Raw genomic sequence first — 12,895 nt, 5'->3', positions numbered from 1 at the left:
CGACCGGCGACGCGTTGGCGCCGCAACCGACATATGACAATCATCGTGCGTGCCGACGTGAAGGATGGCGAACAGTTGGCCTACATCGAGGCAAGGTTGTTACGGTCTGATCAGTGTTTACTCATCAGACCATGCAGAACGCCGAACCTCAGCCCCGGTTCGGAGGGCGTCATATGCGAGACACCAAACACCTTGAATGCCGCCAGCATAAGCACCAAGCCTCCAGGCAAGATGCTCTGACGATGAGTTTGCAAGCCCGCCAGGCCGAGCTGTTTGACATGCCCCACTTCAAGCAGGCGCAACGACAGGCGCAACAAGCCGCTGTAGGTGATACCGACTTCGTCATAGTCGTTCAAGCCGTTGGCCTTGAGGACTTTGGCCAGCATCCGTGCGGTGCCTGAAGAGCCAATCACCTGCTGCCAACCCAGCGCGCGATAACGCCGCGCTACTTTTTCAAACTGAACAGTGGCTGCACGCTCTGCCTCCAGCAGCGCCTGAGCCGAGATACAGCCCCCCTGAAAGTAGCGAGCTCCAAATGTGCCGCTGCCGATGGCAATACTTTCAGTCATCAGGGGTTGAGCGCCCTGCCCCAAAATCAATTCAGTCGAACCGCCGCCGATATCCACGACCAGACGCCTGTTTTCGGTACCGGGAACCGTATGAGCAACACCGGCGTACACCAGCCTTGCCTCTTCATGCCCGGAGATCACGTCAATCCGAAACCCCAGGTGGCGCTCGGCGCTGGCCAAGAACAGTTGGGCATTGTCGGCTTCGCGCACGGCACTGGTCGCCACCGCCCGCACTCGACCGGCCTCGAAGCCGCGTAATTTTTTGCCAAATCGAGCGAGCGCTTGCCATCCCCGATCCAGGGCCAATTCGTCCAGCGCTCCACCTTCAAACCCCTCCGCCAAACGGACAGGTTCACGCAAGGTTTTCACTTCCTGGATCACGAACCCCTGACGCCGTCGGACAGACTGGCCGATCATCATGCGAAACGCATTGGAACCAAGATCAATGGCTGCAAATAGAGAAGCGTCTCCTTTCATGGGGGGATTCCTTGCAAGCTAAGCGCTAGGCGGTTTGCGAGGATCTTGCCATGGGGTCGATGACGCTAAGATGACACCCGCGACCCTTTACGGACGAGCAGTGTCGAGAAAAAACATCGGGTGTCCCGGGACGAGCGATTTCACCCGATGTAAAGGTCGAAGGTAATGAGTTAGAAGGCTCACCCCATTTCGTTGATGCAGACCACTTTGGGTTGCGTCATGTCCTCATAGGCGAACCGAACACCTTCTCGCCCCAGACTTCCGTACTTGAAGCCACCGAAAGGCATGGCATCAAAACGATAATCGGAAGAGTCATTGATCATCACCCCACCGGCTTCAATTTGCCGCGCCAATTTCAAGGCCTTGGAAAGATCACGTGTGAACAGTCCCGCATGCAGGCTGTACTCCGTCTCGTTGGCCAATGCGACGGCATCTTCCAGATGATCAAAAGGTTCCAGGATAACCACCGGCGCGAAGACTTCCTGCTGCCAAATCCGACTGTCATGGCTTACACGCTCCAGCACGGTCGGCGAATAGCTTCCCGCTTGGCGATGGTGTCCGCATAGGAGAAGAGCCCCCTCGGCCAGCGCTTCATTCACCAATTGTTCGGTGCGACGAGCCGCTTGCTCCGTAATCATCGGGCCAACATCCGTTGCTCGCTGATCAGGATCGCCGGTTACCAATGCACGCGCTTGGCTGACAAAACGCTCACGGAAATTCTCGTAGATTGAACTGTGTATGAGGATACGCTGCGTGCCGATGCAGTTCTGTCCTGCGGCCCAGAAGGCACCCGATACACAAGACTCTACGGTCGGTTCAAGGTCACAGTCTTCGAGCACTAGAACCGGCGCATTCCCCCCTAGATCCATGGCCAGCTTCTTCAAGCCTGCACTTCGAGCAATGGACTCTCCAGTGGCAAAACCACCCGTGAAGGAAATCATCCGGACTTCTCGCAGCTCAACCAATGCCTTACCCAGATCGACGCCCCCGGTGGCCGGAGTTACCACACATGAAGGCAGGCCCGCTTCCACCAGGCACTCAACCAGCTTAAGAGCAGACAACGGTGCGAGCTCTGAAGGTTTCAGGATCACAGCATTGCCACCGGCGATGGCCGGGCCCAGTTTATGGGCAACCAAGTTCAGCGGATCGTTGTATGGGGTGATCGCGACAATAAGCCCCAATGGTTCGCGAGTGAACCAGCCTTGCCGCGATTCGGAGCCTTCATATGCCTCAAATGGAATCACTTCCCCAGCGTTACGACGAGCCTCCTCCGCCGATAGCTTCAGCGTGTTCACACAACGCTTCACTTCCTTCTCTGCTTGTCGCAGCGTTTTTCCCGCCTCTGCAACAATGAGTTTGGCAAACTCTTCAGCCTTGAGCTCTACACGCCGGGCGGTTTCCTCAAGGATACGTGCACGAAGGTGACGCGGCATTGCTGCACTCTCTCGCACACCCATTCGTGCACGCTCCAGCAAGCCAGGAACAGCGGTTGCATCGAGGCAAGGTACGCTTCCCACCAGGCGACCATCGAATGGACTGAACACATCAATCTGTTTGGCATCAACAAGCTGGATACTGGCCATGCTGGATACGCTCATGACTACTCTCCTATTACTTGCCGTGGGTGGTATGGATGGCGACGATGTCTGACAACAACGCAAAGGCAGTTTCGATACGTCCTGCTCCAGGGCCGGATACAGTGACGGCACCCAGCAGTCCGGTATTGAACGACACCGCATTCGTGGCACCGGAAATTCCTGCAAGAGGATGCGAATTCGGCAGCAGTCGTGCCTCCACACTCGCTCGAACCGAGCCATCAACTTCGCGATTTGCAGATCCGATCAGCTTCCAACTTGCACCGTCGGCACTTGCTTGAGCGATGTCTTCTGGACTGATGCGACTGATACCTGAACAAGCCACATCGCTGACGCTCAATCGTGCATTGAGCAGTTCGTTGGCGAGGATCACCACCTTGAGACGGACGTCAAACCCCTCCACATCGGCAGTTGGGTCAGCCTCGGCATAGCCGAGCTGTTGAGCCTGAGCGACTGCGTCGTTGAAATCCAGGCCGTCCTTCATGCGGGTCAGCACGTAATTGGAAGTCCCGTTCAGGATGCCTTCAAAGCCTTGAACCCCTACACCTGCCAGAGCCTGTCTTGCCAGACGAATCACAGGTGTACCGCTCATAACCGAACCCTCGTACTCGAAGGCAACACCGTTACGACGGGCCAAATCCTTTAGCTCAGCGCCGTGCAGTGCAATCGGCCCCTTATTGGTGGTTACAACATGGATGCCGCTTTCCAGCGCCCAGCGGCAAAACGTCGTAGCGGGCTCACCATCGACTGGGTTGGTGAAGGTGGCTTCAGCAATCATGTCAGCACCTGAATGCTTGATCACGGTTTCATTGAAGGCCTCGGCATTGCCGCCTGGCAGTTGAGCGAAAGCACCTTTTTCAACGGGCAGGTCAACCAACTGCTTTGCATCCAGACCGTCTTTAGCAACGATGGAGCCGAGGAAGAGATCGGTGACACCGACAATTTTGATAGTGAAGCCCAGAGACTCTTTCCACTCGGCATTACGATCGGCGACCAATTGGGCGAAGCCACGGTTCACGCCACCAAAGCCTACCAAGGCCATTTTGTACTCAGTCATAAAAGCTGTTCCTTTTATTGATGTTGTTCGACAGGAACATCCTAAGAGCCGAGCCTTGGCAGTTGAATATGGCAGTCTGCTGTATTAGTTGGGCATTTTGCCCAAGCACGATTTTTAAAACACGGCTGAAAGGACGAACGATGTCAGGGTGTTTTCCACCCCTGGCATAGCCGCGATTTCCTTCCACACGAGATGGACACGTTCAGGTGTAGCTGCATTCACGCGCAGCATTAAATCGAACTCACCACTGAGTACTTCACACTGCACGACTTCGGGAATGGAGCGCAGTGCAGCCAGTACTTCTTCGCCACGCATGCGGTCGTAGCGGTAGACAAAGATCACCGCGCTGATAAGCGACGTAGGCCGCCGCGACTCACCAAGAATTACCGTATAGCCGGTGATCGCACCGTCGCGCTCAAGACGCTCGATGCGCTGGCGCACAGCATTACGCGACAAGTTGATCTTGGCACCCAGTTCGATATGGGCTATTCGCGCATTAGCGGTAAGTTCGGCCAGTATGCGTTCGTCCAACGGATCCAGAATACGCTTCATGAAAGCCTCTGCTGCGCCACACGAAGAGCCTGGCACAGCCCCTCAAGATCGTCCTTGGCCAAGTAAGGTGGTTGCGCGCGCACCTCGACAGTGCTCGGAACGCTTGCTTGCCAGACGCCCAGCTCTGCCAACAGCGCCGCCGATTTGGCCGGCGCAATTTGCCCGAAGGTGACCATTGGCGCCCCCAAGCTGCGTCGATGAAGCCGGCCAGCCCGTACACCGACAGCGGTGTGAGGATCAATGACCGAGCCTGTCTCTCGGAATAGCTCGACCACCTCATCGCGCACTTGGGATTCGTCTACCGCATAGGAATCGAAGAGTACTCGGGCATGCAGCCATTGCTGATTGCCGATGCTCATTTCTCCGCAACTTTCAAAATGCTCCATCAGAGCTTTTGTTGAGCAGCCATCGTGCTCGTAAATCTCCCAAATAAACCGCTCCAGGTTAGAAAACAACGAGAAGTCCATCGCCGGCGATACTGTTCGATTGGTCATTCGGGTGGAGTAGCGATTGCAATGAAAAAACTGGTGCAGGGCATCATTGCTGTTGGTGGAGATGATCACCTGATTGATGGGCAATCCCATTTTCTGCGCAATGTAGCCGGCGTAGATCTCGGCCGAGCTGGCAGCTGGAATGCTAAAGCCAACGGGGCGCGAGCCACCTCCCAGTTGTAACGCCGCGTGGAAGTAAAAAACTATCTGAGCCAGGACGCCAATCCAGTTGGTCGAGTTGAAACAGATCGGAATCACTCCGTCCAACGGCCACTCACGCAAGAGTCGGGAGACCAGCGTCTGGCAATCATCGAAATTACCGTCAACCGGAAACAGCTGAACCCGCTGAGAGTCGGCTGCCTGTAAGGCACTGAGTTGCTCAGGCGCAAGCCCGTCGCGCGGATAAAGTATCGCCATGCGGACGGCCTGTCCGTTAGCAAAGGCTTCAAGCGCAGCGAGGCCGGTATCACCATTAGTTGCACCGACCACCAACGCTTCTTTACCGACCTCCCCCAGAAAATGCTCGACCAGGCGCGACTGCAACTGCGCGGCGAAATCCTTGGAAGAATGAGTCGGCCCATGAAACAGCTGGAGTATCCACTCGTTATGCCCGATCTGCTCAAGCGGCGTAATAGCGCGGTGCTTGAATTGTTGATAACTGTCGCTGAGCAAGGCACGGAGGGTGCTTTCGTCCATGGACGAGCCAACAAAGGGCGAGATTACCCGCCATACCAGCTCATCAAACGGCAGCCATGACCAGCTGGTGATTTGTTGCTCAGTGAATACCGGCAAACTGGTTGGGACATAGAGACCACCATTTTCGGCGAGCCCCGACAGAACCACACTGCGAAAATCCGCGCGCACGTCACCGCCGCGTGTGCTTACGTAATGCATGATGACTCCAGATCAGAATTACAAAAGGCGGTGAGCTTGCCCCACCAACCAAGTAGAAAAAGTCGCTGCGTCAGTCGAGAGTTCCTCGGCCTGCTCACGCACTAGATAAAAAGACTCGCTGGCTTCGATTCGGTGACTGAATGGAGCAATCAGGTGCCCACTCTTGAGTAAATTTTCCACTACTGAAGATCGTGCCAAGGCAACGCCCTGACCAAGTTCTGCCATGCGGATTGTGGAAATTAGAGTGTCAAACTGAAGACCACGGGAATAATCGACTTCGTCTGCTCCAACCCGCTTCAACCAGTAACCCCAACCTTCCTCGTACCCCAACACGTGAAGCAGAGAATGGTTCATCAAATCGCGAGGCTCACGTATCGGTGAGGTGGCCATGAGCTCTGGCGAGCAAACGGGTTGGAGGATGTCCCACGTTAATCGCTGAGAGTGCAATCCCGACCACTCCCCGCATCCCCAACGAATCTCCAGGTCATCCTCTCCGTCCGGCTCCTTCACCCAAAGGTTGCTGATATATCGGATGTCGATTTGGGGATACTCTCGACAAAAATCGGCGAGCCGAGGGGCCAACCAATAGTGAAGGAAGGAAAGGCTGCCACGCACTTTCACATGCCTTCGATTACGCTGACCAAAGATCTCGTTTGTCCCCACCGCCAGACGACTGATTGCGTCCTGTACAACTGGCAAGTACGACTGCCCTTCCTCAGTCAAGCCAAGCCCTCGGGGTAGGCGCTTGAATAGCGCCACTCCGAGGTGGCCTTCCAACTGACGAATCTGCTGACTGACTGCACCTTGAGTCAGGTGCAGTTCCTCTGCTGCATGGGTGAAGTTCAAATACCGCGCCGACACTTCGAATGCCCTCAGCCAATTCAAGGGCGGTAGTGATTTTTGACTCATCGGCGCAACCTCATCGAGACTTATCTGTGCTCAATCATCGCCTGAGCTAATCATGCAGCACCAGCGGAATGATGTGCAGCCGCCGCTAATGCCAACCGCTCTTCCCGCTTCTTGCGAGTGATCCAATAAACGAAGTAACACCACGCGATAAATGGAAGACCGAAGTAAAGCGCCACTCGCTGCTCAGGATCAAAAGCAATGCCGACACAGGCGAGCGAGCAACACAACAGAGCACCAATTGGAACCCACGGGTAACCACGCACCCGGAAATGCAGATCTTCAACTCGCCCGCCATTGGCGACGTATTGGCGTCGGAAGGCGATTTGGCTCGCGGCGATGCTCATCCACACGACCACCACGGCAAGACCAGAAATCGACACCAGGGCCAAATAAACCGTATCAGGGGCAAGCACACTGCTCAGCAGAGAAGCCGCGGCACCCGCCATACTTAAAATGATCGCGTTAACCGGTGTGCCCCGGCGCGAGAGCCTGGCGTAGCACTTAGGCATATGACCTTGATCACTCAGCGTCCAAAGCATGCGCGAAGCCGCATACAACCCTGAGTTAGCCGCAGAAATCAGTGCGGTAAGAATGACAAAGTTCATGATGTCAGCCGAGTACGGGATACCAATCAGCTCGAACACCATCACGAATGGACTTTCGATGACGCCGGCCTGCTCGCGGGGCAGCAAGGTCGCCAGGACAAAAATCGTACCCACGAAGAACAGCGCCAAACGTACTACCGTCGTGCGGATCGCCTTGGGAACGCTTGTCTGAGGATCCTGCGCTTCACCTGCCGCAATCCCGATAAGTTCAGTCCCGGAAAATGCGAAGGAGACAGCTAGAAGTGTCATCGCAATGGGTAAGAAACCTGTAGGGAATAGCCCTTCGCGAGTAAAGTTGGAGAGTCCAGCGCCCTGCAAATGCTGTACTTGGAAGAGACCGCAAATAGCCCCACCGCCAATTACGATAAACGTAATAACCGTCAGAACTTTAATGAGCGAAAGCCAGAACTCAGTCTCCGCAAAAAGACGAACAGATACGACGTTACTTAAAAAGACCGCAATGGCAAAAAACGCGCTCCAGATCCAGACCGGTGTATCAGGAAACCACCGAACCATCAGGATGCCCGCAGCGGTAAATTCAGATCCAATAGCCACTGCCCAAGTGAGCCAGTACAGCCAGGCCACCGTATAGCCCGTACCGGGGCCCAGGTATCGAGTTGCGTAAGTACTGAACGACCCGGTTTCTGGCATCTGTACCGCCAACTCACCGAGACAGACCATGACCAGATACACCATCACCGCACCGATGATGTAGGCGATTACCGCACCGAGCGGCCCCGCTTGATTAACGGTGTAGCCGGAGGTAAGGAATAATCCCGTACCAATTACACCGCCCAACGCCAACATAACAATGTGGCGGGTTTGCATTTCTTTCTTGAAGTTTAACGCTGGATCGGACTGATCATTTTTTGTTTGGAGGGTCATCGCTATGTTCTCATGAAATGTACGGACAAAATTTCTCGTAACCGACTACTCGGCAGCACAATTAAATTGTCGCTAGTTGTTATTGTTTTCACTATTCATGAAGGACTGTCCGATAAAAAACCGGAAGTCTTACCCGAGTTCAGGTTCCCACCTCGGTGAAACGCTCGGTATTTTCAGCGTGGAGGCTTGAATGATTTTGTTTACTGCGAACTAACTCAAATGCTTGTTTAAGATCAGCCAACAAGTCGGCCGTATCTTCAATACCTACAGAGACCCTGACCAAGCCCTCGGAAATCCCAAGTGCCTCGCGTTCCTCCAAGGTGTTTTCCACGTGGCTGGTTGTCCGTGCCGGCCCGTAGATGGTTTCAACCGCTCCTAAGTTACCCGCCCGATGGGCGTACTTAAGCAGCGGTAGCAAACGAGTCACTGTGTCCATTCCCCCCACCAGCACGAAGCTGACGATTGCGCCAAATCCGCGCATCTGCGAACGGGCAATGGCGTGACCTCGATGTTGAGGCAGTCCCGGATAGTTCACTGACTCAACCAGCGGCTCGGTGCACAGATACTCAGCCAGTGCTTGCGCGCTCACCTGTTGCTGGCGCAGACGCAAAGCCAAAGTCTTGATGCCCCGGATGATGAGATAAGCGGAGAACGGATCCAGCGAGGCCCCATTAATTTCGCGGTAATGGCGAACTTGAGACATAAGATGCTCATTGCCACAGACCACACCGCCAAGCACATCGCCATGACCCGACAGGAACTTGGTAGCACTGTGCACTACCACATCTACCCCGAGAGCAAGGGGATTCTGATTCAAGGGCGTTGCGAACGTGTTGTCTGCTATGACCAACGCCCCAACGCGCTTCGCCGCCGCCACCAGGCGTCGTATATCCAGAACTTTCAGAGTGGGGTTCGTCGGGGTTTCCAGGTAAAGGACATTGCAGCCGCTGGCGATCTCATGCTCGATAGATTCAGTGTCGAGCGTATCGCAAAGCGCAACTTCGACGCCCATGCGTGGGAGAAACTCTTCAAAGATCTTGTTTGTACCACCGTAGCTGTCGCGGGTAGAAACCACACGCTGACCACAGGACAGGAAGGTATGCAGCACGCCACTGATTGCAGCCATCCCGGTACTGAAAGCGACAGCCGACTCCGCGCTTTCAAGCTCGCATAGTTTGTCTTCCAAGACAGAGACAGTCGGGTTGCTCATGCGGCTGTAAATGAAACCAGGTTCTTTACCCAATGCCACGTCATACCATTCATCGATGTCATGGTAACCGTAGGCGGCACTGACTACGATGGGAGTTTGGGTAGCGTTGTAGGGATGCTGAACTTGCTCCCCTCCCCAAACCACTCGCGTACCCAAACCAGCAGTCTGGCTCTGGTGAGGTTTTATCTTGTCGTCCATAAATTTATCTCGCATCGATGAAACACACAGGTGTTCCGATTGGGCTTGCGATGACTATATGCAAGGCTTGTGCGTGTGAAAAATCATGTTATCTGGGGCTAAGGGGCGCTTTTTTTAATGGATGCTCTACAACCCTAAACGGCGTCATACCCTTGAACTGCCAACCCTCAAAGCACTCATTAAGTGGCAGAATCCCCCCACATTGATTTTTTCGGAGGCCACAATGCTTCGCGTGTTTGAACAAAGGCTCGACCCATTTCCTCCCGACGAAGCACCGCCACCACCTGTGGGCCTGATGCGGTTTCTGTGGGCCTGCACGCGAGGAGCACGTGGCTATATTCTTGCGCTTGCTCTGCTGAGTGCCAGCGCGTCGATTTATGAAGCCTGGTTGTTTTCCTTTCTTGGGCAGGTCGTGGATCTGCTCTCGACCTGGCAAGCCGGTAGCGATGCGAACGGGCAAGAAAGCCGAGTGCTGTGGGGTATCGCCATCGTGTTGCTCACCAGCATTGGGCTGGTGGCGCTTCGTACCATGGTGCAGCACCAGGTATTGGCGATTAATCTGCCGTTGCGGCTGCGTTGGGATTTCCACCGTCTGATGCTGCGGCAAAGCCTTTCGTTCTTCTCCGATGAATTCTCCGGCCGGGTCACGACCAAGGTGATGCAGACGGCATTGGCCGTGCGCGAAGTGCTGTTCACCCTCATCGAAATCGCACCCGGCATCGGCGTTTACTTCATTGCGATCATCGCATTGGCCGGCGGCTTCGCCCTGAAACTCATGCTGCCTTTTATTGCCTGGGTCGCGTTGTTCGGGCTGGCCATGCTGTACTTCGTGCCACGCCTGGGGCACGTCGGCCAGGAACAGGCCAATGCGCGATCTTCGATGACGGGGCGCATTTCCGACGCCTATACCAACATCACCACCGTAAAACTGTTCTCGCACTCCAAGCGTGAAGCGCACTTCGCGCGCGCGGCGATGGAGGATTTCAAGGACACCGGTTTTCGCCAGATGCGCCTGGTCAGCCAGTTTGAGATCGTCAATCAGGCACTGGTAGTCGGGCTGATCATGGGAGCAGGTGGCTATGCGCTGTGGCTGTGGCACCTGGGCGAAGTCGGCACGGGGGCCGTGGCGGCGATTACGGCCATGGCGTTGCGCATCAATGGCATGTCGCACTGGATCATGTGGCAAATGACCTCGCTGTTCGAAAACATCGGCACCGTACAGGATGGCATGGCCACCCTGACCCGTGGCCCCAAGGTGCAGGATGCGCCGAACGCCAGCGTGCTGGTGCCCTCTGGCGGCGCGGTGACGTTTGACAATGTGAGCTTCAGCTACAACGGTGAACGCCACGTGCTCGATGGATTGAGCCTGAACATCCGCCCAGGCGAAAAGATTGGCCTGGTGGGCCGTTCCGGTGCAGGTAAATCGACGCTGATTAATCTGCTGCTGCGTTTCTATGACATCGACAGCGGTGAGATTCGCATCGATGGGCAAAACATCGCCAAGGTGACACAAGACAGTCTGCGCAGCGCTATCGGCATGGTCACGCAGGATACGTCCCTGTTGCACCGCTCCATTCGCGACAACATCGCCTACGGCCGACCGGACGCAACCGACGCGCAGATCCGCAGCGCCGCAGCCAATGCGCAAGCCGACGGCTTCATCAGCCAACTGAGCGACCGGCAAGGCCATAACGGCTATGACACCCTGGTGGGCGAGCGCGGCATCAAGCTCTCGGGCGGCCAGCGCCAACGCATCGCCATTGCCCGAGTGATGCTCAAGAACGCCCCGATCCTGTTACTTGACGAGGCCACTAGCGCCCTCGACTCTGAAGTCGAAGTCGCCATCCAGGAAAACCTCTATGAAATGATGGAGGGCAAGACCGTCATCGCCATCGCCCATCGGCTGTCGACGATTGCGGCCATGGATCGGCTCATTGTCATGGATGAAGGACGCATCATCGAACAAGGCACCCACGCTGAATTGCTCGCAAGAAACGGCACCTACGCACGGCTCTGGCAGCATCAAAGTGGTGGCTTTCTCGGTGAGGATGAGGGACTGGCTGAGGCGATGGATCAGGCATGAGCGTGGGCGCGGCAGGCAGGACCGCCCCCACGACTAATCCACAATGAACAACTTCGCCCCGTGGGTGGTGAATGACCGATGTCCCTCAGCATCATTACCCACCTGATAGCTCATGCCAGGCGTCAGTGTGAACTGACGACCATCCTCCAGCTCTGTATGCAACTCACCCTCCAGGCACAACAGGATGTGCCCTCTCCAACACCAGTGATCGGCCAGATAGCCAGGGCTGTACTCGACCATCCGCACACGCGCTGAACCAAACTGACAGGTACGCCAATAGGCTGTGCCTGTCTGACCGGCATGCGCCACGGGCTCTATCGTTGACCAATCGGTGGTGCCGAACGGGATTGCAGTGAGATCCATTGTTGCCTCATCGACTTGCGATAAATGCAGACCGTATCAATCTGGCGAGGGTGTCGACAGACACAGAGGTGATGCATTTATGGGATACAGGCGCTGCAACCACCCGGGAGTTTCATATCACCTGACTGTCGATCATGTTTATTTTCCTCTGTGTCACAGAATAAAACGCTTACTCACTGTGGAAAGTCTACTGAGCTGCTCTACGCTCTACGACAGGGCACCCCGACCAAGTTGCAGACTTGGCTCGATGTTGGTGTCTTGTTGTCAGCAAAAACTCAGCCCGCAAGACTGTACTGCCCCCTAACTGATAACAGGGTGCGCCATGCCTTTTGACCGCGAACTATGTCAAATGGAGGAATTGCAAATCCTCGGCCTAATACTGTTAGGGGGTCCCTAAATTGAACGAATTCATTCCTGACGCTGTGCGGTTGTCGCAGATCTTTTCACAAGCAACAGCCCCGACGTTTTTCCTCGGTGCAATAGCGGCGTTCGTATCGTTAATGACTTCAAGGTTATCCGCTGTCATCGAACGTACACGAGTACTCAATGCGATCCCCGAAGACGACCAGATGCGTGCGCACCTCAGGGCTGATCTGGAGAGATTGAGGCGGCGAGCTAACTTATTGAACGCTGGTATCCTTTCTTCTTTGCGCGGCGGACTTTGCGCCACCCTGCTGCTCGCTATCATTTTTTTAACTGAGTTCATGGGCTTCAAGTACGCCTATGGTGCCGGCCTCCTTTTTATAGTCGCTACATTCTTCCTCGGTGTGGGTCTGTTTCGCTTCGCCCAAGAAGCTAAAATCAGTATAAGTGCGGCGGATGAACAACTTTGACCGATTCAAACTCTTGAGGTCCCGAGCTCCCGAGGCACTCCCCTCGTCGGATGCCAGCCTGCCTGCTCCAGAGCTTCGTGCGCGGCCACAAGTGCAAACTCGATGAAGCGATCCATCATTTTTCAATCGGCGCCGCCAAAAGAAGCAAGCTGTGGCGTACGGTTAATGCTTTGT

The 12,895-nt window shown here is 55.3% G+C and carries 11 protein-coding genes and 1 pseudogene; 2 read left to right on the top strand and 10 right to left on the bottom strand.

All coding sequences use genetic code 11. The features are described 5' to 3' along the window. Window positions 1-110 precede the first annotated feature (110 nt). From ACM6I0_RS08295 to ACM6I0_RS08260, 8 genes are all read right to left on the bottom strand, one after another. Window positions 111-1,046 carry a Ppx/GppA family phosphatase gene (locus tag ACM6I0_RS08295; protein ID WP_414921983.1) on the bottom strand — a complete coding sequence of 312 codons (936 nt, stop codon included), beginning with the start codon at window positions 1,044-1,046 and terminating at the stop codon, window positions 111-113. A gap of 179 nt (window positions 1,047-1,225) precedes the next feature. Then, entirely contained in the window at window positions 1,226-2,644 is a 1,419-nt protein-coding gene (locus tag ACM6I0_RS08290) for an aldehyde dehydrogenase family protein (protein WP_414921982.1), read from the bottom strand. Window positions 2,645-2,657: 13 nt separating this feature from the next. Beyond that, window positions 2,658-3,698 (bottom strand): homoserine dehydrogenase, encoded by a 1,041-nt coding sequence (locus ACM6I0_RS08285; protein WP_414921981.1) that lies wholly within the window; start codon window positions 3,696-3,698, stop codon window positions 2,658-2,660. A gap of 114 nt (window positions 3,699-3,812) precedes the next feature. Further along, window positions 3,813-4,250, bottom strand: a complete 438-nt coding sequence (locus tag ACM6I0_RS08280) for an Lrp/AsnC family transcriptional regulator (RefSeq protein WP_090183197.1) — start codon at window positions 4,248-4,250, stop codon at window positions 3,813-3,815. Then, entirely contained in the window at window positions 4,247-5,635 is a 1,389-nt protein-coding gene (gene thrC, locus ACM6I0_RS08275) for a threonine synthase (protein ID WP_414921980.1), read from the bottom strand. The genes ACM6I0_RS08280 and thrC overlap by 4 nt, the downstream gene beginning before the upstream one ends. 18 nt (window positions 5,636-5,653) lie before the next feature. After that, window positions 5,654-6,544, bottom strand: coding sequence for a LysR substrate-binding domain-containing protein (locus ACM6I0_RS08270; protein ID WP_414921979.1), 891 nt, complete (start codon window positions 6,542-6,544; stop codon window positions 5,654-5,656). A gap of 50 nt (window positions 6,545-6,594) precedes the next feature. Then, the gene (locus ACM6I0_RS08265; protein WP_414921978.1) at window positions 6,595-8,034 is read right to left on the bottom strand and encodes an amino acid permease; all 1,440 of its coding nucleotides are present in this window, start codon (window positions 8,032-8,034) and stop codon (window positions 6,595-6,597) included. Window positions 8,035-8,173: 139 nt separating this feature from the next. After that, complete coding sequence (locus ACM6I0_RS08260; protein ID WP_414921977.1) at window positions 8,174-9,442, bottom strand: cystathionine gamma-synthase family protein; 1,269 nt, start codon at window positions 9,440-9,442, stop codon at window positions 8,174-8,176. Window positions 9,443-9,665: 223 nt separating this feature from the next. Here ACM6I0_RS08260 and ACM6I0_RS08255 point away from each other — a divergent pair, with 223 nt between their 5' ends. Next, window positions 9,666-11,525: an ABC transporter ATP-binding protein gene (locus tag ACM6I0_RS08255; RefSeq protein ID WP_414921976.1), complete on the top strand. Its 1,860-nt coding sequence runs from the start codon at window positions 9,666-9,668 to the stop codon at window positions 11,523-11,525. A 33-nt stretch (window positions 11,526-11,558) separates the two neighbouring features. On the opposite strand, the gene ACM6I0_RS08250 is transcribed toward ACM6I0_RS08255, so the two are convergent. Then, window positions 11,559-11,888 (bottom strand): DHCW motif cupin fold protein, encoded by a 330-nt coding sequence (locus tag ACM6I0_RS08250; RefSeq protein ID WP_285434298.1) that lies wholly within the window; start codon window positions 11,886-11,888, stop codon window positions 11,559-11,561. A gap of 398 nt (window positions 11,889-12,286) precedes the next feature. Between ACM6I0_RS08250 and ACM6I0_RS08245 the strand changes: the two genes are divergently transcribed. Next, on the top strand, window positions 12,287-12,721 hold the full coding sequence (locus ACM6I0_RS08245; RefSeq protein ID WP_285434297.1) for a DUF2721 domain-containing protein: 435 nt from the start codon (window positions 12,287-12,289) through the stop codon (window positions 12,719-12,721). 29 nt (window positions 12,722-12,750) lie between these two features. Here ACM6I0_RS08245 and ACM6I0_RS08240 read toward each other — a convergent pair. Next, window positions 12,751-12,843, bottom strand: a pseudogene (locus ACM6I0_RS08240) (beta-ketoacyl synthase N-terminal-like domain-containing protein); the annotation flags it as partial. Window positions 12,844-12,895: the final 52 nt, after the last annotated feature.

Source organism: Pseudomonas sp. IT-P294 (assembly GCF_949767865.1).
Lineage (GTDB): Bacteria > Pseudomonadota > Gammaproteobacteria > Pseudomonadales > Pseudomonadaceae > Aquipseudomonas.
The sequence above is the reverse complement of the archived record's forward strand: the minus strand, read 5'-3'. Positions and strand labels throughout refer to the sequence as shown.